General features: G+C 74.2%; 21 protein-coding genes. 3 read left to right on the top strand and 18 right to left on the bottom strand.

All coding sequences use genetic code 11. The features are described from left to right. Nucleotides 1–218: 218 nt before the first annotated feature. Genes MOV08_RS32505 through MOV08_RS32495 form a run of 3 tightly spaced genes read right to left on the bottom strand, consistent with a single transcriptional unit; the run spans nt 219 to nt 4,710 of the window. Nucleotides 219–1,616: a lanthionine synthetase C family protein gene (locus tag MOV08_RS32505; RefSeq protein WP_275309877.1), complete on the bottom strand. Its 1,398-nt coding sequence runs from the start codon at nt 1,614–1,616 to the stop codon at nt 219–221. Beyond that, a complete protein-coding gene (locus MOV08_RS32500; RefSeq protein WP_275309875.1) occupies nt 1,613–2,398 on the bottom strand; it encodes a thiopeptide-type bacteriocin biosynthesis protein in 786 nt (261 codons plus the stop codon). The genes MOV08_RS32505 and MOV08_RS32500 overlap by 4 nt, the downstream gene beginning before the upstream one ends. Further along, nucleotides 2,347–4,710, bottom strand: a complete 2,364-nt coding sequence (locus tag MOV08_RS32495) for a lantibiotic dehydratase family protein (RefSeq protein ID WP_275309874.1) — start codon at nt 4,708–4,710, stop codon at nt 2,347–2,349. The genes MOV08_RS32500 and MOV08_RS32495 overlap by 52 nt, the downstream gene beginning before the upstream one ends. 489 nt (nt 4,711–5,199) lie before the next feature. On the opposite strand from MOV08_RS32495, the gene MOV08_RS32490 reads away from it, so the two are divergent. Then, nucleotides 5,200–5,457 (top strand): hypothetical protein, encoded by a 258-nt coding sequence (locus MOV08_RS32490; RefSeq protein WP_039637921.1) that lies wholly within the window; start codon nt 5,200–5,202, stop codon nt 5,455–5,457. 12 nt (nt 5,458–5,469) lie between these two features. Here MOV08_RS32490 and MOV08_RS32485 read toward each other — a convergent pair whose 3' ends face one another. The 9 genes from MOV08_RS32485 to infC all read right to left on the bottom strand — a co-directional run bounded on the left by MOV08_RS32485 (nt 5,470) and on the right by infC (nt 15,092). Then, nucleotides 5,470–6,000, bottom strand: a complete 531-nt coding sequence (locus tag MOV08_RS32485) for an NUDIX domain-containing protein (protein ID WP_039637920.1) — start codon at nt 5,998–6,000, stop codon at nt 5,470–5,472. Nucleotides 6,001–6,048: 48 nt separating this feature from the next. Further along, the gene (locus tag MOV08_RS32480) at nt 6,049–7,386 is read right to left on the bottom strand and encodes an NsdA family TPR-like regulatory protein (RefSeq protein WP_275309872.1); all 1,338 of its coding nucleotides are present in this window, start codon (nt 7,384–7,386) and stop codon (nt 6,049–6,051) included. 171 nt (nt 7,387–7,557) lie between these two features. Next, a complete protein-coding gene (pheT, locus tag MOV08_RS32475) occupies nt 7,558–10,083 on the bottom strand; it encodes a phenylalanine--tRNA ligase subunit beta (RefSeq protein WP_275309870.1) in 2,526 nt (841 codons plus the stop codon). Further along, the gene (gene pheS, locus MOV08_RS32470) at nt 10,083–11,207 is read right to left on the bottom strand and encodes a phenylalanine--tRNA ligase subunit alpha (RefSeq protein WP_039637916.1); all 1,125 of its coding nucleotides are present in this window, start codon (nt 11,205–11,207) and stop codon (nt 10,083–10,085) included. Before pheS ends, pheT begins: the two co-directional genes overlap by 1 nt. Nucleotides 11,208–11,417: 210 nt before the next feature. After that, a complete protein-coding gene (locus MOV08_RS32465) occupies nt 11,418–12,533 on the bottom strand; it encodes a sensor histidine kinase (protein ID WP_039637914.1) in 1,116 nt (371 codons plus the stop codon). A 74-nt stretch (nt 12,534–12,607) separates the two neighbouring features. Continuing rightward, entirely contained in the window at nt 12,608–13,471 is an 864-nt protein-coding gene (locus MOV08_RS32460) for a TrmH family RNA methyltransferase (RefSeq protein WP_275309869.1), read from the bottom strand. 194 nt (nt 13,472–13,665) lie between these two features. Then, nucleotides 13,666–14,052, bottom strand: coding sequence for a 50S ribosomal protein L20 (rplT, locus tag MOV08_RS32455; RefSeq protein WP_039637911.1), 387 nt, complete (start codon nt 14,050–14,052; stop codon nt 13,666–13,668). Between the two features lie 107 nt (nt 14,053–14,159). After that, a complete protein-coding gene (rpmI, locus tag MOV08_RS32450; protein ID WP_016576627.1) occupies nt 14,160–14,354 on the bottom strand; it encodes a 50S ribosomal protein L35 in 195 nt (64 codons plus the stop codon). 123 nt (nt 14,355–14,477) lie between these two features. Continuing rightward, nucleotides 14,478–15,092: a translation initiation factor IF-3 gene (gene infC / locus MOV08_RS32445; protein WP_078875979.1), complete on the bottom strand. Its 615-nt coding sequence runs from the start codon at nt 15,090–15,092 to the stop codon at nt 14,478–14,480. Between the two features lie 439 nt (nt 15,093–15,531). Here infC and MOV08_RS32440 point away from each other — a divergent pair, with 439 nt between their 5' ends. Further along, nucleotides 15,532–15,921: a DUF1844 domain-containing protein gene (locus MOV08_RS32440; RefSeq protein WP_039637910.1), complete on the top strand. Its 390-nt coding sequence runs from the start codon at nt 15,532–15,534 to the stop codon at nt 15,919–15,921. A 92-nt stretch (nt 15,922–16,013) separates the two neighbouring features. Here the strand turns inward: MOV08_RS32440 and MOV08_RS32435 are convergent, their stop codons facing one another. The 4 genes from MOV08_RS32435 to MOV08_RS32420 all read right to left on the bottom strand — a co-directional run bounded on the left by MOV08_RS32435 (nt 16,014) and on the right by MOV08_RS32420 (nt 20,334). Next, entirely contained in the window at nt 16,014–16,784 is a 771-nt protein-coding gene (locus MOV08_RS32435; RefSeq protein WP_039637909.1) for an MIP family channel protein, read from the bottom strand. Nucleotides 16,785–16,920: 136 nt separating this feature from the next. Next, nucleotides 16,921–17,652, bottom strand: coding sequence for an SseB family protein (locus MOV08_RS32430; protein ID WP_275309868.1), 732 nt, complete (start codon nt 17,650–17,652; stop codon nt 16,921–16,923). A gap of 175 nt (nt 17,653–17,827) precedes the next feature. Next, nucleotides 17,828–19,021, bottom strand: coding sequence for a type VII secretion-associated serine protease mycosin (mycP, locus tag MOV08_RS32425; protein ID WP_275309867.1), 1,194 nt, complete (start codon nt 19,019–19,021; stop codon nt 17,828–17,830). Beyond that, complete coding sequence (locus tag MOV08_RS32420; protein WP_275309866.1) at nt 19,018–20,334, bottom strand: hypothetical protein; 1,317 nt, start codon at nt 20,332–20,334, stop codon at nt 19,018–19,020. Before MOV08_RS32420 ends, mycP begins: the two co-directional genes overlap by 4 nt. A 172-nt stretch (nt 20,335–20,506) precedes the next feature. On the opposite strand from MOV08_RS32420, the gene MOV08_RS32415 reads away from it, so the two are divergent. Continuing rightward, nucleotides 20,507–21,808 carry an amino acid deaminase/aldolase gene (locus MOV08_RS32415; protein ID WP_275309864.1) on the top strand — a complete coding sequence of 434 codons (1,302 nt, stop codon included), beginning with the start codon at nt 20,507–20,509 and terminating at the stop codon, nt 21,806–21,808. A gap of 78 nt (nt 21,809–21,886) precedes the next feature. Here MOV08_RS32415 and MOV08_RS32410 read toward each other — a convergent pair whose 3' ends face one another. Both MOV08_RS32410 and MOV08_RS32405 read right to left on the bottom strand, forming a co-directional pair. Beyond that, a complete protein-coding gene (locus tag MOV08_RS32410) occupies nt 21,887–23,176 on the bottom strand; it encodes an HAD family hydrolase (protein WP_275309862.1) in 1,290 nt (429 codons plus the stop codon). Between the two features lie 77 nt (nt 23,177–23,253). Next, nucleotides 23,254–24,054, bottom strand: a complete 801-nt coding sequence (locus MOV08_RS32405) for a 3-oxoacyl-ACP reductase (protein WP_039637907.1) — start codon at nt 24,052–24,054, stop codon at nt 23,254–23,256. Nucleotides 24,055–24,057: the final 3 nt, after the last annotated feature.

The raw sequence follows: 24,057 nt of genomic DNA, 5'->3' as shown, positions 1-24,057 counted from the left end.
TACCGTCCGCAACACACACCCGCGCCGCCCACGAGACGTCAACCGCTGCTGCCCCGACCATCTGCAACCCGTCCTTCAGGCAGGACGCCTGAAGAAATCACCGGCGTGGGCCCGTCCGGACCGAGGTCCCGGCGGGCCCATGTCCCTGAGAAGTCCCTGGGCACCCGGCCCGTTCGGCCGCGTGGTCGTGCCCGGGCGGCGGGGAGGGGGCGGGCGCTTCAGCTCATGAGGAACGCCGCGTCCCAGCCGGCGGTGTCCTCGATCGCCTCTCCGCGGCGGGCGTCGGCGTAGTCGGCCAGGGCGAGGGCGATGCCGGCGGCGCCGTCCAGCAGCCCCGGGTGGTGGACCCGGTGCGGTGCCGGCCGCGACGTGCCGGAGGGCGGCAGAACCTGGCGGTAGCCGAAGGGAGTTCGGGCGTCGAAGTCCGCCACGAGTTCCCGGGCGAGGGCGTCCGCCGCCGCCCACAACTCCGCCGACCCGCCGGCGGCGGCCATCCGACCGACGACGTGCAGGATGCCCGCGCGGCCGTGGCAGAAGCCCGGATCGACGGCGGTGACCGCGTCCCGCTGGCGGTGCACGAGGCCGCGGACCGCGTCCCGGGCCAGGGTCGTCAACCGGTGGTCGTCGAGCGCCTGCCCGGCCAGTTGCAGGGTCCAGGCGATCCCGGATGTCCCGTAACACCATCCCGGTGAGCTGCTCCCGCCCGCTTCCCCGGACGGCCGGGGCGGCGGGGAGGTCTCCCCGGGCGCCCTCGGGTAGGCGGCGACGCGGCCGGGCCACCGGCTGCCGCGGTCGTCGGCACGGCCCACGCCCACCACCCAGTCGGCCATGCAGCGCAGGGCGTCCCGCATGCCCGGCACCCGGTGTCCGGCGCGGTACGCCAGCGACATCAGGGCGAGCGGACCGCAGATCCCGTGGGCGACGCCGACGTTGAGGTCGCCTCGGGGGAACTCCGCGCGATCGCGCGGGAGGAGATAGCGGTCGGGCGCGCACCACCACCCCGGCACCCGGCTCCCGTCGCCTTCCGCGGGCCGCACGGGGTGCGTCATCCCGACCAGGAAGCCCAGGACGTCGTGGAGTACCCGCGCGCACCGCTCGTCGCCGTCGTCGGCCGCCGCCAACAGGCCGCGTGCCCGTCCCGCCAGGCCCGAGATCACGTCGTAGTCGCCGTACGCCAGCCCCGGGCCGTGCTCCTGCCGCCGCGTCACGAGCCGGGCGACGCGCGCTCCGACGTATGCGGCGTGCACCTCGGCGGAGCGCGCCAGCAGCCGGGTGTACCCGCCGTGGGCGTGCGCATGGAGCCGTGCGGGCAGCAGCAGGTCACCGACCGCGGCCGGGCCGGCGTCGGTGGTCGCCGCCACGGCGGCCGCGAGATGGGCGTGCCCGATCGCCGCGTACCGTGCGTCGTTCCGGGCGCACCTGGTGTGCAGCAGCGCTATGCCGGGGTGCCCCAGCAGCAGCGATGCGGGCTGCCAGGCGGGCGGCGGCACCTCGGACGGCAGCGCGGCGAACGCGCTACGGGCGGCGCCGGCCACCCGCTCCGGCGAGCTCAGCAGCTCGGCGACGCGGTGGGCGGTGTCCGATGCCTCGTCGCACAGGGCGCGGGGTGCGGTCATCCGGTGTTCCGCTTCCGGCCGAGCCACAGCGCGAGCGCCTCACGGGCCGTCACCTGCGCGGTCAGTTCCTGCTCGGGCCGGGGGCCGAGCAGCCGGTTGACGTGCATATGGGCCAGGCTCAGGGCGATCCGTGCCCGCCGCCCGGGGTCCGGCGCGTCGGCGGACAGCACCTCGCGCAGACCGGACAGCGCGGCGGCGCGGGCGCTCCACCCCGCGTCCCCGCCGTCCGCCGGGGCCGGCGGCCGGGGCCTGGCGCGGGAGTCCAGCAGAGCGGCGACGGCCTGCTTCCGCTCCCGCGGGACGTCCCCCCGGCGCGCCAGCACCGCCGGGCTGCTGAGCCAGCCGAGCGCCTCGTCCGGGGAGCCGAGGCGGGTGACGATGTCGAGTATGCCCGGCACTGCCGCCGACGTCGGATCGTCAGGCCGGGCGGCGGACCCGGCGAGCAGCGCGACGACGGCCTCGCTGTCGGCGTGGAAGAAGCGCTCGGCATGCGGGAGGGCGGCCGGTCCCCCGTACCGTTCGACCTCGGGCTCGTAGGTGTCCAGGACCACCTTCCCGACGACCCCCGCCTCCTCGTGCGCCCGCGCCCAGGCGTGGAGTTCGGGCAGCAGCACCGGCCACAGGGACTCCGGGGTGCCGTGGAAGCGCAGCCGGATGTGCGGGGCCGGATCCTCGTAGCGGACGAAGAACCAGAGGTCGACGCCGGCCCTGCGCAGCAGCCCGGGATCGGTCAACGGCCCGAGGTGGCGGGCCAGCACCTCCGCCTGGCGGGCCTGCGGCACATGGATCTTCGCGTAGAGCCACGCGCCACCGGGCAGATGGGCACGCGCTCCGCGGCCCGTGGCGGCGTCGCCCGGAAGCGGCGGGACCGGCCGGCCGGGTGCCGCGCGCCGGGCCCGGGCCGGTGGGCCTGGCGAAGACGGGGAAGAAGAACTCGGCGGCATGGGCACCCTCGGGGCCCCGGAACCACTGCCGTTCCGCCGGCCCTGCGTACCGCTCCACCACCGTCAGTCCGGGCCGCCCGCCGCACCTCGTCGCGGAACACCAGGAGGTGCAGCGGGTCGTCGAGATCGACCGCGACGCGGTGGTCGGCCTTGGTGAGCAGCACCCGCCGGGGGACGTCCCAGCGCCGCCGCCACCGCCCGACCTGTCCGCTCCACTCCGCGTCCCCGCGGTCGGCCGCGGCACGCAGCGCGCGGTCCGGCAGCCAGCGCGCCGGGGAGAGCACGGTCCGGCCGTGGCGCACCCGCGGCAGCGCGGGGGCCGCGGCCCAGCCTCCCCAGCTCCACGGCGCGCAGAAGGACCGCCCCTCCTGCCCGATCTCCAGCAGGAACCGTGCCACGTACGGAAGATGGCGGCCGCTGGGGTTGAGCATCGAGTACGACAGCGGCCGGGCCCTTCGGCCGGTCACGGTGTCGACGAGCCGGAGGCCGTCGGTGTCCGCGCAGACCGCCAGGTGCTCCAGGCGCAGGTCGTGGGCCGTCCCCGCCGCGGCGGGTCCGACCCCCAACGGGATGCGATGGGAGAGCCATTGGGGGACGGCGGACACATTGGCGGACCGCATCACCCTGGGCCGGAAGGCGACACAGGCGGGGATCTCGTCCTGCGGTGCGCTCCGCTCGGTGCGCAGCGCCAGCTCCCGGACCTGTGCGGCCGACCGGCCGAGCACCGGCGCGAACCGGCTGAAGGTCGCCCCGGCCAGCGGGGAGACCGCATCGGGCGCGAGCACCAGACGGAAGTCCCCGCCGCACAGGGCGTCCCAGCCCGGTGTCAGCAGCTCGGCTCCCACCTCCATGCTCGGCGGGGCGGCCCCCCGTTCCGCCGGCTCCAGGGCGCGCACGGTCTCCTCGTCGAGCACCACTTCCCGGCCGCCGCCGCGGGCCGCGGCCATCAGCAGCTCGCCGAGCACCAGGTCGCGCGTGGCGGCCCCGGGGGCGGGCGGTGGTACGGGGGGCCGACGGTAGTCGCGGGGCAGCCCCAGCCCGCGGACGTCGTCGAGCAGTTCCAGGACCGGCACCGACCGGTCGGTGCCGTACCGCTCCAGGAAGTCCAGGTGGTAGTCGCGCAGGTGCGGATTGCCGCGGTGGACGGGAGAGGTCCGCCACAGCACCGTCGCGGCCCGTTCCGCTTCCCGGGCCACTTCCTGCGGCAGGGTCAGCCGCACCGCCGGCGCCAGGTCCGTCTGGAGGACGTCCGCGCCGGGCCGCACCGCCCGCATCCGCGCACCGACCGCGGTCAGCCGGGCGCGCCGGCCGTCCGGCGGCGCGGCGTCCAGGGAGCGCAACTCGGCGCGCAGGCCGTGCAGTTCGTGGGCCGTGGGGTGATCGACTCCCCGCAGCCGGTCGCATACGTGGTCGAGGGGGGCGGTGCAGTCGGGCGGCGGGGTCAGGTCGCCGAGCAGGAAGTGGCCGCGGACGAGTTGCCGGATGCTGTCCTCGATCGCGCCCTGTGGCGCGTGCGGGAACTCCCGCCTGGCCGCCTCCACCAGCCGGGGATGGGGCGTGGGGTGCGCCGCGGCCGCCAGGAGCTGCCGGACCACCCTGGTGTGGCGCACCGACCCGGCCAACTGCCGCTCGCCGTCGCGGTCGTGGTCGTCGACCAGCACCAGCCGGCCGTCCCGTACGACATGCAGGTTGTTGGCCGTGAGCAGCGAACGCTCCAGCACGGCGGGGACGTCGAGCAGCGTCTCCAGAACGCCGTCCAGCCAGGCCGCGTCCGGCCGGGTCACCCGGTGCCCGCCGCCGATCGGCTCGCGCGCGGGCACGGAGCCGAACCCGGCGAGGCCGACCCCCGCGAAGAGGCCGAAAGGCGTGGGTCGGTGGGACATCCGCGAGTGGTACTTGGTCAGCGAGAGCGCGATCCGGCGCAGGGACTTGAGCCTGAGCCGCTCCCCCGCGACGGCGCGGTCGACCTCCGCCGCCAGGCCCGCGCTGGCCAGGCCCACCGCCTCCATGAGCCCTGGGTCGGCGGCGAGTTCGGCTATCCGCCGGCGCAGCCGGTCCTCGTCGTACGGGGCCCCGTCGGACGACCGTGACCGCCCCTCGGGGGCGTCGTCCGGGGGCAGCGGGAGGGCCGCGGCGCGTACCAGGACCACCGTCCCGCATGCGAAATCAACCTCACCCGTACCACCCACGCCGGCCCCGCCCCGCTCCCCGTACGCTCCTTCACCTGACAGCGGTGCGGGGTGGTGGGGACGACGTCCCGGGCACCACCCCGCACCTGTGGCTCGGCGGCCGTTACCAGCCGCAGCGCCAGGACGTACGGGGAAACGGGGGCCGTCCGCCCGCCGCTCGGGGGATGGTTCGGCGGGCGGACCCGGCCGGCGGGCGCCCGACCGCCGGCTTCGGCCCCCGTACTAAGAGTCAACTCCCTTCCCGCCGTTGATGACAGCGTGTGAATGCGCCATCTCCGTGCGCCTGGTTCGCACCCCGTGCGAAACGCTCACGCTGTGTCACTTCGCACGGGGTGTGAACCGCTGACCCGGATCCGCCCGCCGCACACGCTCCCGCCTTCCCTCCCTGGGTAGTTGACTGGTGCGGGTAACCACCCGACCGTCACTCGGAGAAGGAAAGAGGAGCGGAACGTGACCGCCCATCGGGACCCCGATACGATCGCCGCCGACTTAGCGGAGCTGCGACGCCTACTCGACGTACGCACCGCCACGGTCGACGGCCAGCTCAGGCTGCAGGCCCAACGCTGCGAACAGAACACTCGGGACGCGGACGAACTCCAGGCCCGCATCACGCGGTTGGAGAGCCGCCGCTGGCCGCTGCCCTCGCTCGCCGCGCTCACGGGACTCGCGGCGATGGCGGCCGCCTTGTGGCAGGCGTCCGGGCGCTGAGGCCGGCCGGCCTCAGCCGAGCCGGATGTGGTGCAGCATCAGCAGCGCCGCGGCCATGTTCGCGGCCGGCACCTCCCCCCTCGCGACCATGTCGGGCACCAGCTTGAGGTCGATCCACTCCCGCCGGTCCGATTCGAAGTCGTCCTGCGGCGCGCCGAGGTACTCCGCCCGGTCGGACCAGTAGATGTGGTGCCGCGCGTCGGTGAGGCCGTTGGACGGCTCCACCGAGAGGAGGTGTTGGAGGGGTCCGGGTCGCCACCCGGTCTCCTCCTCCATCTCCCGCGCGGCCGCGGCGACCGGGTCCTCCCCGTCCTCCACCACGCCGGCGGCCAGTTCCCAGCCCCAGCTGTCGGTGATGAACCGGTGCCGCCACAGCAGCAACACCTCATTAGCCTCGTTGACCGCGGTGGCCACCGCCACCGGCCGCATCCGGATCAGGAAGTGATCCAGGTGACGGCCGTCGGGGAGTTCCACATCGGCCAGATTGACCCGGAACCAGGGATTCGCGTAGACCGGCTTTTCGCTGAGATTGTTCCAACGCACGTAACTGCCACCTTCCGCTTGAGGGCCGGCAAGGTGACACGAGCCCGGTCACAGCGGAACGCGCAGCACCTCGTCGATGAGATCGGCAGCCGCGTCCGTCGCGGAGCTCCCGGTCTCCGCCAGATGCTCGCGCACCGCCCGCAGCCGGTCCCGCAGGCGTTGCGACTCCATGCCCCGAGCCTGCTCCGTCATCTCCGCGGCGTTGGCCACGGCCCGGTCCGCATCCCCTTGGCGCAGCTCGATATGAGTGAGCATGGCCAGCCGGTGAACCCGGCCGCGGTCGTGTGCGGGGGTGTCCACGGCGGCGTCCGCCTGCTCCCGGGCGGACCGCAGGTCCCCGAGGCTGAGCAGCGCCTCCGCCACCTGTACGTTCACCAGGCCCGGCTGCACATAGCCCGTCTCGGCGGGCTCCAGCCCCGGGCGGATCCGCTCCGCCGCGGCCTCGGCCCGCCGGATGCAGTCCAGCGCGCCCGCGCCGTCGCCCAGCCGCGCATACGCCTTGGCCTGCATGGCGTAGAGGTCGGCCGAGAGCGCCGGGGTGAGCTGCCCGCCGGCGGTGCGCAGGGCCGCCTCCGCGAAGGCGACCGCCTGGCGGTACTCCCGTACGAAGAGGGACTGGTTGACCAACAGCGCGATCACATACGCGCCGAGTCCGCGGTCCCCGCTGGCCTTGGCCAGCCGCAGCGCCTGATGGAAGTAGCGCTGGGCCAGCCCGAGAGCGTCCGAGTCGTACGCGCAGATGCCCGCGACGGCCACCAGCCCACCGGTCGCCCGGTGCAGCTGACGCCCCGTCGCGTCGCTGTAGCTGCCCCGCAGCAGCGGCGCCGCCTCGGTGTTGAGGAATCCGACGATGCGCGCTCTGGTAGCGATACCACCCGCCTTCCGGTACATCTGCTCGTAGTGGGTCCGCGCGACCCGCAGCATCTCGATGTCGGCCATCCCGACCCGGGTCACCCCGTCGCGCGAGACGTCGAAGTCCTCCGGCGGGTTCTCCCACTCCCACACCGGGATGATCGCCGAGGTCCCGGTGAGCGCGGGCGCCGCGACCACGTGCGGCCGCTGCTGCTCGTCGGACCGCCACAGCGCGGTGGCCCGCTCGACGAACCCGGACAGCGGGGTGCCCGGGGCCTGGCGCGCCCCCGGCACGCTGAGCCCGATGTCGGCCAGGCCCACCGGCCGGTGCAGCCGCTCGCCGAGGATCTCGCAGATCAGGTCGGGCACCTGCCCGCGCGGCCGCTGCCCCTTGAGCCACCGCGCCACGGCCGTGTGCTCGTAGCGCAGCGCGAGCCCGCGCCGCCGCCCGAGGTGGTTGATCCGCGCCGCGAGCCCGGCGTGCGAGATACCGGCCTCGTCCAGGATCGCGTCGAGCAGCGTGTTGGGCTCCATGCCTCGCCCCCAAGGACGTACGGACTCCGTAAGTCCAGCGTAATCAGGGGGAGTTCACACCCCGTGTGAAGCGGCGCCGAACCGGCCGGCGGCGCCCGCCCGCACAGCACGACGGGCCCCCGCCCACCAGCGTGGACGGGGGCCCGTACGAGGCACGGGGGCCGCGGGGCGTCAGCCGCGCAGGGCCGCGCCCACCCGCTCGACCGCGACGGCGACCGCCGCGTCCCGGGCCGCGGTGGCCTCCTCGGCGGTCAGCGTCCGGTCGTCCGCCCGGAACCGCAGCGCGTAGGCCAGCGACTTCTTGCCGTCGCCCACCTGCTCACCGGTGAAGACGTCGAACAGCCGCACCGACTCCAGCAGTTCGCCGGCGCCGTCCCGCAGGGCGGCCTCGACGTCCGCCGCCGCCACCGAGGCGTCGACGATCAGCGCGACGTCCTGCGTGGCGACCGGGAAGGTGGAGATCCGCGGCGCCTGCAGCGAACCGGCCGAGGCCCGCTCCAGCCGGTCCAGGTCGATCTCCATCGCGCTGGTGCGCTCCGGCAGTCCGAGGGTCTTGACGACCCGGGGGTGCAGCTCACCGGCGTTGCCGACGAGCACCTCCTCGCCGTCGACCAGGGCGAGCAGCGCCGCGCACCGGCCGGGGTGCCACGGGGCGTGCTGGTCCTGACGGACGATCAGCTCGACGCCCGCCTCCCGCGCGACGGCCCGACCGGCCTCGACGGCGTCGGCCCACCCGGACGGGTACCCGGCACCCCACCAGCCGGCCTGCTCGCGGGCGCCGGCCAGGACCACCGCGGCCCGGCGCGGCTGCTGCGGCAGCGAGGCGTCCAGCGAGGCGATCTCGTCGTCGGTCGGCCGGCGGTCGACCACCAGCCGGCGGGCCGGCAGCTCCGTGCCGGTCGCCCGGAACACCGGACCGGTCTCGAAGAGCGCCAGATCGTGGTTGCCCCGCCCGTAGTTGCGGCGCAGCGCGGCCAGCAGCCCCGGGATCAGGGTCGTGCGGAGGTCCGGCTCCTCGTCCGAGAGCGGGTTCACCAGGGTGACCGCGTCCCGTCGCGGGTCGTCCGGCTCGATGCCGAGCTGGTCGAGGACGGCCGGGCCGGTGAACGGGTAGTTCAGCGTCTCGACGTATCCGGCGCCGGCCAGTGCCCGGCCGACCCGGCGGTGCAGTCGCTGACGCTCGGTCAGCCCACGGCCGGCGGGCGGCAGCGGCAGCGTGGAGGGCAGGTTCTCGTAGCCCTCCAGCCGGATGACCTCCTCGGCCAGGTCGTTCGGGTCGCCGAGGTCGGGCCGCCAGGACGGCACGGTGACCACCAGCTCGTCCTGCCCGTAGACATCGCAGCCGACCTGCTGAAGGCGGCGGACGACGGTCTCCCGCCCGTACGCCACACCGGCGACCTTGTCCGGGTGGTCCGCCGGGATGGTGATCGTCCGCGGCCCGCGCGGCGAGACGACCTCGGTGACGCCCTCCTCGGCGGTGCCGCCGGCGAGCAGCACCAGCAGGTCCACGGTCCGCTGGGCCGCCGCGGACGCCGCCTCCGGGTCCACCCCGCGCTCGAAGCGCTTGGCGGCCTCGGAGGACAGCCGGTGGCGGCGGGCGGTCCGGGCGATGGAGATCGCGTCAAAGTGCGCGGCCTCGATCACCACGTCGGTGGTGCCGTGCACCCGCCCGGTCCCGGGGTCGGCGACCGGCGCGGCGATCTCCGTGTTGGCGCCGCCCATCACGCCGGCCAGCCCGATCGGGCCGCGGTTGTCGGTGATGACCAGGTCCTCGCCGTCCAGCACCCGCTTGGTGCCGTCCAGGGTGACCAGCTCCTCGCCGGGCGTGGCGCGGCGGACGCCGATCGGACCCTCGACGGTCGTCCGGTCGTAGGCGTGCAGCGGCTGGCCCAGCTCCAGCATCACGTAGTTGGTGATGTCCACGGCGAGCGACACCGGCCGCATCCCGGCCTTCTGCAGCCGGCGCTGCATCCAGAGCGGGGTGCGGGCCTCCGGGTCCAGACCGGTCACCGTACGCGCGGTGAAGCGGTCGCAGCCGATCGGGTCGCCGACCTGGACCGGGTAGCCACCGGCGTTCGGCGGCGCCACGTCCAGCAGCGCCGGGTCGCGCAGCGGCAGCCCGAACGCGATGGCCGCCTCACGGGCCACGCCGCGCATCGACAGGCAGTAGCCGCGGTCCGGGGTGACGGCGATGTCCAGCACCTCGTCGCGGAGCTCCAGCAGCTCGATGGCGTCGATGCCGACCTCGTACTCCGGCGGCAGCACGATGATGCCGTGCGTGCCGTCGTCGCCCATGCCCAGCTCGTCGCCGGAGCAGATCATGCCGTGCGACGTCCTGCCGTAGGTCTTGCGAGCGGCGATCTTGAAGTCGCCGGGCAGCACCGCGCCGGGCAGCACCACGACGACCTTGTCGCCGACCGCGAAGTTCCGCGCACCGCAGACGATCTCCTGCGGCTCACCAGTGCCGTTGGCCTGGCGGACGTCCACCGTGCAGAAGCGGATCGGCTTCTTGAAGCCCTCCAGCTCCTCGATGGTCAGCACCTGGCCGACGACCAGCGGACCGCTCAGGCCCTCGCCGAGCTGCTCGACGGTCTCGACCTCCAGGCCGACCCCGATCAGCTTCTCCTGGACGTCGCGGCCGGTCGTCGTCGCCGGCAGGTCGACGTATTCCCGCAGCCAAGAAAGCGGGACCCGCATCAGATCTCCATCCCGAACGGCCGGGTGAACCGGACGTCGCCCTCGAACATGTCGCGCATGTCTTCCACGTTGTGCCGGAACATCAGCATCCGGTCGATTCCGAACCCGAAGGCGAAGCCGCTGTACTTCTCGGGGTCGACGCCGCAGGCGACCAGCACCTTGGGGTTGACCATGCCGCAGCCGCCCAGCTCGATCCAGCCCTCGCTGGAGCAGGTGCGGCACGGCCGGTCCGGGTCGCCCACGGACGCGCCGCGGCAGACGTAGCAGACCATGTCCATCTCGGCGGACGGCTCGGTGAACGGGAAGTAGTTGGGCCGCAGCCGGGTCTTCATGTCCGGGCCGAACAGCGCCCGGACCATGTGGTCCAGGGTGCCCTTCAGGTCCGCCATGGTCAGGCCCTCGTCGACGGCCAGCAGCTCGATCTGGTGGAAGACCGGGGAGTGCGTGGCGTCCAGCTCGTCGGTGCGGTAGACCCGCCCCGGGCAGACGACGTAGACCGGCGGCTCGCGGTCGACCAGCGTGCGGGCCTGCACCGGCGAGGTGTGGGTGCGCAGCACCACGCCCGACTCGTCGCCCTGGGTGCCGTTGCCCTGGACGAAGAAGGTGTCCTGCATCTGCCGCGCCGGGTGGTCCGGCACGAAGTTCAGGGCGTCGAAGTTGAACCACTCGGCCTCGACCTCGGGGCCCTCGGCGATCTCGTAGCCCATCGCCACGAAGACGTCCGCGACCCGCTCCATGAAGGCGGTCAGCGGGTGCCGGGCGCCGGGCGCGACCCGGTCGTACGGCAGGGTGACGTCCACCGCCTCCTCGACCAGGACGCGCGCGTCACGCTCCGCCTCCAGCTCTTCCTGGCGGGCCTTGAGCGCCTGGTTGACCCGGCCGCGGGCCTGGCCGACGCGCTTGCCGGCGTCCGCCTTGGCCTGCGGGGGGAGGGCGCCGATCTCGCGGTTGGCGAGGGCGAGCGGCGATGTGCCACCGGCGTGCGCGATCTTCGCCTGGGCGAGCGCGTCGAGGTCACCCGCGGCGGCGATGGCGGCCAGCGCCTCGTCGACCCGTCGGGCGATCTCTTCCGGTTTCAGGGCTTCGACCTCGACAGGGTCGTACGACTTATTGGGTGCGGACATCTCTTCCCGTGCTTCCGGTGGTGTGGCTTGGCGCGGCTCGCTTCGCCTCGGCTCTGCGCCCGCGTGTCCGCGATGCCTGTGCGCCAAAGGTCAAGTCTAAGGGGCGGACCCTCCCGGACCCGCCGTCGGCCCTGTCCGGGCCGTCGCGCGGCGCCCGCCGCCCGCCCGTCGCCCGGCCACCACCCCTGTCCGACGCTTCGCGGCCCCTCTTCATGCCAGGAAGGCAGGGGCCGCGACGGGCAGGCTGAATCGGAACTGGGCGCCGCCGGCCGGGGCCCGGCCGACCGTGATCGTGCCGCCGTGCGCCTCGACGATGCCCTTGACGATGTACAGGCCCAGCCCGGTGCCGCCGCGCTTGCTGCCCCGCCAGAAACGGGTGAAAACGCGGCTCATCGACTCCTCGGGGATGCCGGGGCCCTCGTCGCTCACGGTGACGCTCGTCCCCTCTCCGCCGCCGGTCTCCTTCGCCGGTCCCACCTCGATGGTGACCGTTCCCTCGCCGTGACGCACGGCGTTTTCCAGGAGATTGCCCAGGACCTGGTCCACCTTGTCCGGGTCTGCCCACAGATCGGGCAGCGGCTCCATCATCCGGATCAGGAAGCGGTCCGGCAGCTGGCCCGCGGTGGTCTGCGCCTGTACGTGCCGCCGGACCGCGGCGATCATGTCCACCCGCTGCCGGCGGACCTCCAGCCGCCCGGAGTCGATCCGGGAGATGTCCAGCAGCTCGGCGATGAGCCGGGTGACGCGGTTGGCGTCGGCGTCCACCGTCTCCAGCATCAGCCGCTTCTGGTCGTCGGTGAACCGTTCCCACTTCTGGAGGAGGGTCGCGGTGAAGCCCTTGACGGAGGTCAGCGGCGAACGCAGCTCGTGGGCGACGGTGGCGATCAGCTCGGCGTGGCTCAGCTCGGTGCGCCGCCGGGCCTCGGTGCCGCGCAGCGCGATCACCAGCCGCCGCACCGGGCCGGTGGGCCGACTGCGGACGTAACGGGCCGAGACCAGCACCTCGCGACCGCCCAGCAGCAGGTTCCGCTCCGGCTGGCCGCGGCGGATGGCCAGTCCCCCGTACGGGTCGGTCAGCTGCCACCAGCGGCGCCCCTCGATGTCCTGCAGCGGCAGGGCGTCGCCGACCGGGCGGCCCAGCGCCTGCGGCGGCTCGATGCCGGTGATCCGGGCGGCGGCGGCGTTGAAGCAGATCACCCGGCCGTGTTCGTCGGCGACGACCAGACCGTCGGGGAGGTCGTCCGGGGCCAGCCCGAGATCCGCGCCGGACTCCTCGGGCGGGCAGCCACCAGCGGTGGCAGTACTGGCCGAAGTCCTCGCCGTCATCGCCGTGTTACCCCCTCCCGGGCCGGAGCTGGCAAGACTACTAGCTCGGCCCGGCCCCACCGTCGGGTTCGCGGCTACGCCCCTCCGGCGGGTGACGTCGCGCGGCACCCTCCGGTGGCGCGCTGGGCCCGCGCGGAGGCGTACAGGCAGACCGCGGCGGCGGTCGCGAGGTTGAGGCTCTCGGCCCTGCCGTGGATCGGCACCCGGACGACGGCGTCGGCCAGCGCCCGGGTCTCCTCGGGCAGCCCCCACGCCTCGTTGCCGAAGATCCAGGCGGTCGGCCCGCCCATGGAACCGGCGTCCAGCTCCGCGTCCAGGTCGCGGTCGCCGGCCCCGTCGGCGGCCAGGATCCGCACCCCGGCGCCCCGCAGTCCGGTCACCACCTGCTCCACCGGCACGCCCACCGCGACCGGCAGGTGGAACAGCGAACCCACCGACGCCCGCACCGACTTGGGGTTGTAGAGGTCCACGGACGCGTCGGTCAGCACCACCGCGTCGGCGCCCGCGGCGTCCGCGCAGCGCAGCACCGTGCCGGCGTTGCCGGGGTCGCGCACGTTGGCCAGCACGGCCACCAGCCGCGGGCGGGCGGCGAGGATCTCCTCGAACGGCGAGTCCAGGAACCGGCAGACGCCCACCAGCCCCTGCGGGGTGACGGTCTGCGAGACGTCCGCGACGGTCCTGTCGTCGGCGAAGTGCACCAGCGCCCCCGCCGCCCGGGCCGCCTCGACGATCTCGGCGTGCCGCTCGGCGGCCTCGACGGTGGCGAACAGCTCGATGAGGGTGGGCGATCCGCCGGCGCGGTGCGCGACGGCCTCGCGGACGGCCTGCGGGCCCTCGGCGATGAACCGGCGTTCCTTGCCCCGGAAGTGCCGCCGGGCCAGCCGCCGGGCGGCGGCGACTCGCGGGGAACGCGGGGAGATCAGCTCGGGGGTGCCCATGGGCGGCGGCTCGCTTCTTTCGTTCGGTGCGGGGGCCCGGTGCGGACGAGGGGGGTCGCCCCCGCTCGAACGGGGTCGAGAGCGCGGGGGGGAAGGGCCCGGGAGTCCCGGAAACGCGGCGGACCCGCAGGCCGGGGCCCGCGGGTCCGCAATCACAACGTCGTCACATCGTCACGACGCCGTCAGGCCGCGATTCAGGCAGCAGCCTTCGGGGCGTTGACGTCGCTCGGCAGCGCCTTCTGGGCCACCTCGACCAGCGCGGCGAACGCACCGGCGTCGTTCACGGCGAGGTCGGCGAGGATCTTGCGGTCCACCTCGATGCTGGCGGCCTTCAGACCCTGGATGAAGCGGTTGTAGGTCATGCCGTTGGCGCGGGCAGCGGCGTTGATGCGCTGGATCCACAGCTGACGGAAGTCGCCCTTGCGCTTCTTGCGGTCGTTGTAGTTGTAGACGAAGGAGTGGGTGACCTGCTCCTTGGCCTTGCGGTACAGGCGGGAGCGCTGACCGCGGTAGCCGCTGGCCTGCTCCAGGATCGCCCGGCGCTTCTTGTGAGCGTTGACTGCCCGCTTGACGCGTGCCACTTGTTAACTCCTTGTAGCGGGGCCGTGGTTGTTCGTCACACAGCCCGAATCGACGTTAGGTCCCGGTCGGGACGGTGCGCCCCGCCCGTGCGGCGGAGCGCCCCGGCTCACTTGCCGAGAAGCTTCTTGATCTTCGCGGCGTCGCCCGGGGCCATCTCGGCGTTGCCGGTGAGGCGACGCGTCACGCGGGACGACTTGTGCTCGAGCAGGTGGCGCTTGCCGGCGCGCTCGCGCAGGACCTTGCCGGAGCCGGTGACCTTGAAGCGCTTGCTGGCACCGCTGTGCGTCTTGTTCTTCGGCATGCGCCGTTCTCTCCTCGTCAGTGGCGCTCCCACCGGCGGGGACCGGCACGCGGGAGCGTCAGATGTATCGGTTGTTCCGGGGCTGGCGCCCCGGCCTGGATCCGGGGCGGCTCACCCAAGAGCTCACGCCTCGGCGTGCTCCTCAGCGGGCTCCGCGGGAGCAACGCCCTGGCGCTCCGCCTTGCGGGCGGCCTGCGCCTCGCGGGCCTCGGCCATCGCCTCGGTCTTCTTCTTGTGCGGACCGAGGACCATGATCATGTTCCGGCCGTCCTGCTTCGGGTTCGACTCGATGAAGCCGAGGTCCTGGACGTCCTCCGCGAGCCGCTGGAGCAGTCGGAAGCCCAGCTCGGGGCGCGACTGCTCACGACCACGGAACATGATCGTGATCTTGACCTTGTCACCCTGCTTGAGGAACCGGACGACGTGACCCTTTTTGGTGTCGTAGTCGTGCGGGTCGATCTTCGGCCGGAGCTTCATCTCCTTGATGACCGTGTGCGCCTGGTTCTTGCGCGCCTCACGGGCCTTCATGGCCGACTCGTACTTGAACTTTCCGTAGTCCATGAGCTTGCAGACCGGCGGACGGGCGTTCGCCGCCACCTCGACCAGGTCGAGGTCGTACTCCTGCGCAAGCTCCAGGGCCTTGGCAAGCGGCACAATGCCGACCTGCTCGCCACTGGGACCGACGAGTCGCACCTCGGGGACGCGAATCCGGTCGTTGATGCGGGGCTCGGCGCTGATGGATCCTCCTCGGTAGCACCACGCGACGGCCTGGCGGACTGCCGCGTAACGTCTGTTTCGGTGTGACCAACCGCGCCGGCATACGAAAAACGCCCCGGACGGGACACAGGCGGGGCTCCACGTGGATCAGGAGCACCGCCGCGAAATCTCCGCGGGGCGCAGCCAGACCGTTGACCCGCCAACCTGAGATCGGTCGGGTGGGAGATCGGAGCCTCCACTTGTGGGCCGGTCACATGCGTGTCCGGCCGGTCGGAACACCAGAATACACGAGTCAAGAGGGCAGCCCCACTCCTGTGCGCCGGGCCCTCGCCCGGTCCGGCGCCCGCCGCTGCCCGCCGCCGCCCCGCCGGCGCCTGTCCGGCGCTCCCGGGCGCGGGGTCGCCGGACCGGGGCCATAGGCTGGGGGCGACCCGTCCAGCAGGAAGTGAAGCGCCAGCACATGAGCGAGCAGACCCCCCAGCAGCCGACCGCCCCGGAGACCGGCGACGCGGCCCGGCCCGACTTCGAGACCATGACCCGGGACATCGCGGACGTGCCGGCGGTCGAGGTGATCACCACGGTCGCGGTGCACCTGATGAGCTCGGCGGCGGTCAACCTCGGGCTCGCCGAGGGCGGCGAGGACCACAAGGACCTGGACGAGGCCCGCAAGCTCATCCACGCGCTGGCCGGGCTGGTCACCGCCAGCGCCACCGAGATCGGCTCCTACCACGCGGCGCCGCTGCGGGACGGCCTGAAGTCGCTCCAGCTCGCCTTCCGCGAGGCGTCGGTGGTCCCGGACGAGCCGGGCCAGGGCCCCGGGGAGAAGTTCACCGGGCCGGTATACGGCTGAGCCCGGCGGGTAGCCCCGCACGGCGACGACGAGCCCCGGCCGGATCCGCTCCGGCCGGGGCTCGTGTGCGTACGGGGCCACGACCCGCGCCCTCAGGCGCGGTCGCCGGAGGCCGGCGGCTCGCCCGAAGTCTTCGCTTCGCCGCGGGCGGCCCGGTCGGCGACCACGACCGGCTCCTGGGGCGGGTGGGTGATCTGGTGCACCACTGCCGCCAGCGCACCGCCGATCAGTGGCGCGATGAGGAACAACCACACCTGGGTGATCGCCGCGCCGCCCGCGAACAGGGCCGGGCCCAGGCTCCGCGCCGGGTTCACCGAGGTGCCGTCCAGCGGGATGCCGATGAGGTGGACGGTGGCCAGGGCCAGACCGATCGCCAGGCCGCCGAAGCCCACCACCGCCACTTTGTGCGTGACGCCGAGCACGACGAAGACGAACAGGAAGGTCATCACGATCTCGGCCACGAACGCGCCGCCGAGGTTGATGTGCACCGCCGAACGGTCGCCCCAGCCGTTCGTGCCGAAGGCCGCGTGGGTCTGCAGCCCCGGGACCTGCTTGGCGACCAGGAAGAGCAGGGCCGCGCCGACGATGCCGCCGAGGATCTGCGCGATCCAGTACTCGACGGCGGTCCGGACCGTGATGCGCCGGGCCACCAGCATGCCGAGCGTCACCGCGGGGTTGATGTGGCAGCCCGAGATCGGGCCTAGCGCGTAGGCAAGCGCCAGCATGACGAAGCCGAAGGCCAGGGCGATGCCGAAGGTGCCGATGTATTCGCCGGCCAGCACTGCCGCGCCGACGGCGAAGAACACCAGGAGCAACGTGCCGAGGAATTCGGATACGACCGTGCGGGTCTCCGTGGTCTCCATGGGCTCTCCTCGCGTGGATCTTGAGCTCTCCTGGCATTGTGCGGCCCGGAGAGCGGCGCCGCCCGTTGGGCGCGGGCGGCGGGCGAGCCGTCGGGCCCGCCGCGAGGAGCGTCCGGCCGGCCCGGCTGCCGGCGGATCAGCGCTGGTAGAGGAGGTCTCCGGAGGCGTCGGCGCCGGGCGGCAGAAGGGCCAGGTCGAGGCCGCGGACGAGTCGGGCGCGCAGCGTCTCGTCGGTGGCGAGCGCCTGGGCCAGGCGCTGGGCGGCCTCGGCGGGGACGGCGCCGGGGGCGAGGCCCAGGGCGAGGGTGCCGTCGGTCTCCGCGGACCGCGTCAGACGCGCGACGTGCACCGCCGGCTCGGCGACGAGGAGGGCGCGCAGCGCCTCGGTGACGGCCGGGTCGGCGAGCGGGTCGGCGCTGGTCCGGCCCTCCGCGAGGGCCCGGAGGGCGGCGCCGGTGAGCTGGTAGGTGACCGGTCCGGCCAGGTCGAGGACGACGGTGTCGGCCTGCTCGTGCGCGGCGGCCAGCAGCGCCTGGCGGAGCGGCACCGCGACCGGGCGGGCGTCCGGCCGCCAGCGCTGGAGGGTCTCCATGGAGGTGAAGGCGGGCAGGGCGCGGCGACCGTCGGGGGCGGTGAGGGTGGGCACCGCCATGTCGCTGGTCTTCTCCCGGCGCAGCCCGTCGGGGCCGGTCTCGACCTCGCCGAGGACCGCCACGACCGGGACGAGGAGGCGGGCGTCCGCCAGGGCGGCGAGCAGGGCGGGTTCGGTGGCCGGGTCCGTCGCGTAGGCCGCGAGCGCCGCGCCGAGGGCGGGGTCGGCGGAGCCGTCGTCGTCGGCGAAACCGGGGTTGGGGATGTTCTTTTGCACGGTCCTGAGCGTATCCGCCTGCGGCTGGCTGCTTCCCACGTTGTTGAGTTTCCCGCCGTGGGCCTGCGGTCGGCGGCTCCCCACGTTGTCGGGATTTCCCGCCGTGGGGGTTCGCCTTGTGCGCCTGCGGTGCGGGGTTGTTGGGTGCGGTGGCGGGTGGGTTGTTGTGGGTGGGTTACGGGTGGGTGGGGGTGTGCCTCGGGGGGCCGGTGGGGCGGGTGCGCCAGGCGAAGTAGGAGGCGGTGGTGAGGGCCAGGCCGGTGGCGGCGAGGGTCCAGGGGAGCCAGTTGACGGGGGTGTCGTCGGCGGGGTCGGTGACGGGGCCGGGGCCGAAGTAGCGGTGGGGGTAGGCGACGGGGGCCGGCTTCTGGGGGGTGGGGGCGAGGTCCGCGGCGGCCTTGAGGGCGGCGGCGGGGTCGACGAGGCCGGCGCCGAAGTCGTCGTTGCGGCCGTCTTCGGGGCGGTGCTGGGCCGTGCTGGTCAGCAGGTCGCGGATCTGTGCGGGGCTGAGGTCGCGGTGCGCGGAGCGGATCAGTGCGATGGCGCCGGAGACGAAGGCGGCGGCGGGGCTGGTGCCCTGGCCGGAGAGGTAGCCGGTGCCGTGGTCGTCCATGAGGATGTCGTAGCCGGGCGCGCTGACCGTGGCGTACCAGTGGCTGGTGGAGAACGAGGCGCGGGCGTCCAGGTGGGTGACGGCGGTGGCCGCGATGACGCCCGGGTAGGCCGCCGGGTAGGAGATGTGGTTGCCCTTCTCGCCGCCGTTGCCGGCCGAGGCGACCACCGGGATGCCCTTGCCGAGGGCGTATTGGATCGCGGAGTCCTCGCGGGGGTCGGGGTGGGCGGTCTCGCTGTCGTCGCCCAGGGACATGTTGATCACGTCGGCGCCGTGGTCGGCGGCCCAGCGGATGCCGTCGGCGAGGGCGCCGGGCTTCTGGTCGCGGGCCCGCCGGCGGTCGGGGTCGTGGTCCTCCAGGATCACCCGGATCGGCAGGATCCTGGCCTCGGGGGCGACGCCGAGGATGCCGTCGGAGCGGCCGGTGCCGTGGCCGTGGCCGGCGATGACGCTGGCCATGCCGGTGCCGTGCTGGGCCCAGGCGTCGTCGCCGGGGCGGGCGCCGAAGCCGATCAGGTCCTTCTCCGGCAGCACCTGGCCCTTGAGGTCGGGGTGGTCCGCGTCCACGCCGGTGTCCAGGACGGCGACGGTGATCCCGGCGCCCTTGGTGGTCTGCCAGGCTTCCTGGGCGTGGATGGCGGTCAGGCCCCACTGCTGGGCGCGGATGGCGTCCGCCCGGGCGGGCAGCGCGGGCAGGACGGCCAGGGCGGCGGAGGTCAGGGCGATGGTCGCGGCCCGCAGCGCGGACTTGATCATGACGCCACCTCCGTGGACCGGGCGGGGACGCCGGACGCGGTGCGGAAGGCCGCGCTGATCTTGTCCGCGAGGCCCTTGGCGTCGTGGCCGAGTCCGGACTCGGCGGCGGTGGTGGCGGTCCCGGGCTGGACCGCGGCGTCGGCGGGCTGCGGGTCGGTGATCTCTCGGCCGTCCGCGAAGCCGGAGACGGTGTAGACCACGACCGGGACGTCGGTGAGTATCCGCACCGTCCAGCTGGCCCGCTGGGCGGGGCCGAAGTCCTCTGCCGGGGTGCCCTTGGCGGCCAGCGGCAGCGGCATCAGGGCCTTGTGGTCGGCCAGGTCGTTGGTGCTGAAGCGGGCGTTGAGGTCCATCATCCCGGACCGGTCGGCCCTGGTGGTCTGGGCGCCGACGGTGATGACGTGGGTGCGGGTGGCGTCGACGTAGGTGGCGCGCAGCAGGCGGGCGCAGCCGGCCGGGGCGAGTTCCTTGGCGAGGGGGCCCTCGTAGCGGGCGGTGCAGTCGGTGTCGGGGGCGACGGCGATCCGCGTCCAGGTCCGGTCGGCGCCGCCGGGGCCGGCGGCCAGGCCCTCGACGGTGCGCGGGAAGAGGGTGTCGACGGGGGTGTTGCGCCAGGCGTCCTGGCCCTTGGCGAAGATGCTCTCGGGCGTCGGGGCGCCCTTGGCGGGGGCTTCGGCGAGCCAGCTGCCGGCCGCCGCGCCGACGATCAGGCCGACGCCGAGGACCAGGCCGGCGGCCGCGGCGACGACCCGGGTGCCGGGCAGCCGGTCGGCCAGCGGGCGACGGGGGGCGGGCTCGTCCGCCGTGGGGCGGGCGGGAGGTGCCGGCCAGGCCGGGGGAGGCGGGGGCGGGGGCGCGGCGGGCGGCGGGGGGCTCGCGGGGTGGTCGGACGACTCGTCCCACAGGGGGGCGCTGTTGGCCAGGTGGAAGGCGGCGGTGTCGCGGAACGACCGGGGGCGCGGCCGGGGCGCGGCGGGGCGGCCGGCGGCTCGGTGCGCGGCGGGGGCGGGGTGGTCGGCGGGGCCGACGGGCGGGGCGGGGCGGCCGGGGCCGGGGCGGTCTCGGCGGGGAGCGGCTGCCGGGCGGCGGGCGGCGTGGCGGAGGGGGTGGCCGGGGCCGCGGGCGGGGGGACGGTGGGGTCGGCGGGGACCGGGCGCAGGACGGTGGTCCTGGGGTCCTCGTCGGCGGGCGGCGCGGCGGGGCGGTGCGGCGGGCGCGGGGGTATGGGTGGGATGCGCGGAGCATCGGCGTAATCGGCGTCGGCGCTCACCAGCGCTCCCCTTCGCACGGTGTGCCCCGGACCCGACAGACAATCGGGGCAGGGTGGTTCGTATCCGGACATCACGCCGCTGACCTGCTGGTTGCGGTGTCGAGCCACTGTAAGGGCTGGCCCGGTCACTGCTCCAACCCCTCGGCGCTCCGGCGTCACTTCCGATGCGGTTCGTCCCCCTACCCAGTGGTAGCGGGGTCTGGCAGGCTGCGGCCATGTCCCCGCACTCCACCGACGCGCCCGCCGACAGCGCCCTTCCCCGGGCCCGCCGCCGCTCCCCCGAGCGCCCCTCCCCGCTCGTGCAGGGGGGACTCCCGCGCGCCGGGCAGACCCCGTACGACCGGGCCACCGCCCACCTCGACGCGCCGCTGGCCGTCGTCGATCTGACGGCCTTCGACGCCAACGCCGCCGATCTGGTGCGCCGTTCGAAGGGGAAGCCGATCCGGGTGGCGAGCAAGTCGGTGCGCTGCCGGGCGCTGCTGGAGCGGGTGCTGGCGCGCGAGGGCTTCGCGGGGATCATGAGTTTCACGCTGGCCGAGTCGCTGTGGCTGGCGCGGTCGGGGTTCCCGGACGTGCTGCTGGCGTATCCGTCGGCGGACCGGGCCGGGTTCGCCGAGCTGGCCGGTGACCCGGGGCTCGCGGCGGCGGTGACGGTGATGGTCGACGACCCGGCGCAGCTGGATCTGATCGACGCCGCGCGCCCGGCCGGTCCGGGCCGGGGCGAGGAGATCCGGGTCTGCCTGGAGCTGGACACCTCGTACCGGGTGCTGGCCGGGCGGGTCCGGGTCGGGGCGCGGCGGTCGCCGCTGCGGGATCCGGGGGCGCTCGCCGCGCTGGCCCGGACGGTGGTCCGGCGCCCCGGGTTCCGGCTGGTGGGGCTGATGGCCTACGAGGGGCACGTGGCGGGGGTGGGCGACGAGGTCGCCGGGAAGCCGGTGTTCTCGCGGGCGATACGGGTGATGCAGGCGGCGGCCCGCAAGGAGCTGGCGCGGCGGCGCTGGGAGGCGGTGCGGGCGGTGCGGGCGGTGGCGCCGCGGCTGGAGTTCGTCAACGGCGGCGGGACGGGGAGCGTGCAGCACACCGCGGCGGAGGCGGCGGTCACCGAGATCGCGGCCGGTTCGGGGCTGTACGTCCCGCGGCTGTTCGACAACTTCCGGTCGTTCCACGGGCGTCCGGCGGCGCTGTTCGCCCAGCCGGTGGTGCGGCGGCCGGGGCCCGGGGTCGTCACGGTGCTGGGGGGCGGGTATCCGGCGTCGGGGGTGGCCGGTGCGGATCGGCTGCCGGAGCCGTATCTGCCGGCCGGGCTGCGCTACGACCCGCAGGAGGGGCCGGGCGAGGTGCAGACGCCGCTGCTGGGGGCGGCGGCGGACGGGCTGGCGGTCGGCGACAAGGTGTGGTTCCGGCACGCCAAGGCCGGGGAGCTGTGCGAGCGGTTCGCGGAGCTGCACCTGATCGAGGGGGACCGGGTGGTGGGGACGGTGCCGACGTACCGGGGCGAGGGCCACACCTTCCTGTAACGGCGTTATAGGGCGCGGCACGGCCCCGCCCTGCCGGGTGGGGCCGCGGCCGCTCCTCGGGTGGCCGGCGCGGCCGGGTCAGCCGTGGATCCGGTCCAGTTGGTCGGCGACGACCGTGCCGTCGGGGCGGCGGACCGGGCCGTGGGTGCCGTCGGTGTTGGTGTAGCCCTTGGTGGCGCACGGGTAGGCGCCGGACTTGCGGGGCAGCGGGTCGATGAACATCGGGTTGACCACCCAGCGGCCGTCGGCGTTGTCGTAGCCGCGGCACATCAGCTCGTCCTTGTTGCGGTTGATCGCCAGGTGGGCGCCGGTGGCGTCGTCGACGAAGGTGACGTCGGTGTTGGCGTCGCCGCCGCCCAGGGCGATGCGGTGCGCGGGGTCCTGCTTCCGCCACGCCTCGGCGCCCTTGATCCCGTAGATCTCCTGGTTGATCCAGCAGCGCTTGCCGTCGACGTAGGGGATGACCTCGCCCTCGCCGTCCTTGACGTCGCCGCAGCCGGCGATGGTGGTGGTGAGGCGGCCGTGGCGGACGCGGTTGCGTATGCCGAGGGTGTGCCGGGCGTCCACCCCGACACCGCCGGACCACGCCTCGGCGACGGTCTCGGACGACGCGGAGACGATGTAGACGTCGAAGCCGGCCGCCTTGAGCGTGCGGATCAGGTCCTTCTGCTGGTCGTAGTAGCGGATGTACCCGGCCAGCTTGTGGGTGCCGACGGTCTGTACGGCGCCGACGGGCGCGGCGAGGTTCTCGGCCCGGGCCCGCTTGGCGTACGCGGTGAGGGTGGCGGGCTTCAGACCGGCGAACAGCTGGGGCACCCAGGCGTATTCGGGGACCGTGCGGCGGTGGTTCCAGTCGCCGGCGAAGGCCGCGGCGCCGCTCATGGTCCGTGCCTCGCCGCGGATCTCCATGATCTCGTCGGCGCAGGCGGCGTTGCGGGAGGTCGGCAGCGGGCGGCCGGGGGTGCCGGTGCCGCAGGCGCGGGTCAGCGCGCGGTCGGCGGCGGGGGTGAGCCAGCGGCTGGTGTCCCGCCAACTCGTGGGCCGGGGCAGCTTGTCGTGCCGCAGCATCCAGGCCAGCGTGGCGTCGGAGATGTCGTTCTTGACGACGGTGTTGTCCCAGTCGAAGGCGGCGACCGGGCGGGGGCCGTCGTGGGACGCCGAGCAGGTGCCGCGTTCGTCGATCATCTTCTGGAGCTTGGCGCGGTTGTCGCCGTACCAGGGGAGGTCCTTGGAGAGCTGCGGGCAGCGGGCGCGGGTCGGCGCCGAGCCGGGTGCGGCGGCGGTGGCCGGCGTGGTGGCCGTGAGGGCGGCGAGCGCGGCGGTGCCGGCGAGGCCGAGGGCGAGCAGCCGCCTGAGAGGTGTCGTCATGGGTCCTCCGTGGTCAAGGGGGGAAGCACGGCGGGACCGGCACCCGGTGGTGCCGGTCCCGCTGTTGATCATGGAGCCTACAGGGGGGTGACGTAGGCACCCGCGATGCCTCCGTCGACCAGGAATTCGGCGGCGTTGACGAACGAGGAGTCGTCGCTGGCGAGGAAGGCGACCGCGGACGCGATCTCCTCCGGCTCGGCGAACCGGCCGACCGGGACGTGCACCAGGCGGCGCGCGGCGCGCTCGGGGTCCTTGGCGAACAGCTCCTTCAGCAGCGGGGTGTTGACCGGCCCCGGGCAGAGCGCGTTGACGCGGATGCCCTCGCGGGCGAACTGCACGCCCAGCTCGCGGGACATGGCCAGCACGCCGCCCTTGGAGGCGGTGTAGCTGATCTGCGAGGTGGCGGCGCCCATCACGGCCACGAAGGAGGCGGTGTTGATGATGGAGCCGCCGCGCCCGGTCTGCTCGAACTGGCGCTGCATGTAGGGCAGGGCGTGCTTGCAGCAGAGGTAGACCGAGGTGAGGTTGACCTCCTGGACGCGCTTCCAGGCGTCGATCCCGGTGGTGAGGATGGAGTCGTCGTCGGGCGGCGAGATGCCGGCGTTGTTGAAGGCGATGTCCACCGAGCCGTAGGTGTCGAAGGCGGTCTTGTAGAGCGCCTCGACCTGCTCGGCGTCGGTGACGTCGACCTGGACGAAGGTGCCGCCGACCTCTTCGGCGGCGGCCTTGCCGGCCGTCTCGTCGATGTCGGCGCAGACGACGTTGGCGCCCTCGGAGGCCAGCCGGCGGGCGGTGGCCAGGCCGATGCCGCTGCCGGCCCCGGTGATCACGGCGGTACGGCCGACGAGGCGGCGGCACACGGCGGTCTGGTCGGTCACTTG

The organism is Streptomyces yunnanensis (assembly GCF_029011865.1).
Classification (GTDB): domain Bacteria; phylum Actinomycetota; class Actinomycetes; order Streptomycetales; family Streptomycetaceae; genus Streptomyces; species Streptomyces yunnanensis.
Note: the sequence above shows the minus strand (reverse complement) of the source record. Positions and strands in the feature narration are given on the sequence as shown.

What these genes read in the sequence shown, in the direction of transcription:
- MOV08_RS32505 (WP_275309877.1), bottom strand. Translation starts at nt 1,616, where the DNA reads ATGACCGCACCCCGCGCCCTGTGCGACGAGGCATCGGACACCGCCCAC.
- MOV08_RS32480 (WP_275309872.1), bottom strand. Translation starts at nt 7,386, where the DNA reads ATGGAGCCCAACACGCTGCTCGACGCGATCCTGGACGAGGCCGGTATC.
- pheT (WP_275309870.1), bottom strand. Translation starts at nt 10,083, where the DNA reads ATGCGGGTCCCGCTTTCTTGGCTGCGGGAATACGTCGACCTGCCGGCG.
- pheS (WP_039637916.1), bottom strand. Translation starts at nt 11,207, where the DNA reads ATGTCCGCACCCAATAAGTCGTACGACCCTGTCGAGGTCGAAGCCCTG.
- MOV08_RS32465 (WP_039637914.1), bottom strand. Translation starts at nt 12,533, where the DNA reads ATGACGGCGAGGACTTCGGCCAGTACTGCCACCGCTGGTGGCTGCCCG.
- MOV08_RS32460 (WP_275309869.1), bottom strand. Translation starts at nt 13,471, where the DNA reads ATGGGCACCCCCGAGCTGATCTCCCCGCGTTCCCCGCGAGTCGCCGCC.
- rpmI (WP_016576627.1), bottom strand. Translation starts at nt 14,354, where the DNA reads ATGCCGAAGAACAAGACGCACAGCGGTGCCAGCAAGCGCTTCAAGGTC.
- MOV08_RS32440 (WP_039637910.1), top strand. Translation starts at nt 15,532, where the DNA reads ATGAGCGAGCAGACCCCCCAGCAGCCGACCGCCCCGGAGACCGGCGAC.
- MOV08_RS32435 (WP_039637909.1), bottom strand. Translation starts at nt 16,784, where the DNA reads ATGGAGACCACGGAGACCCGCACGGTCGTATCCGAATTCCTCGGCACG.
- mycP (WP_275309867.1), bottom strand. Translation starts at nt 19,021, where the DNA reads ATGATCAAGTCCGCGCTGCGGGCCGCGACCATCGCCCTGACCTCCGCC.
- MOV08_RS32415 (WP_275309864.1), top strand. Translation starts at nt 20,507, where the DNA reads ATGTCCCCGCACTCCACCGACGCGCCCGCCGACAGCGCCCTTCCCCGG.
- MOV08_RS32410 (WP_275309862.1), bottom strand. Translation starts at nt 23,176, where the DNA reads ATGACGACACCTCTCAGGCGGCTGCTCGCCCTCGGCCTCGCCGGCACC.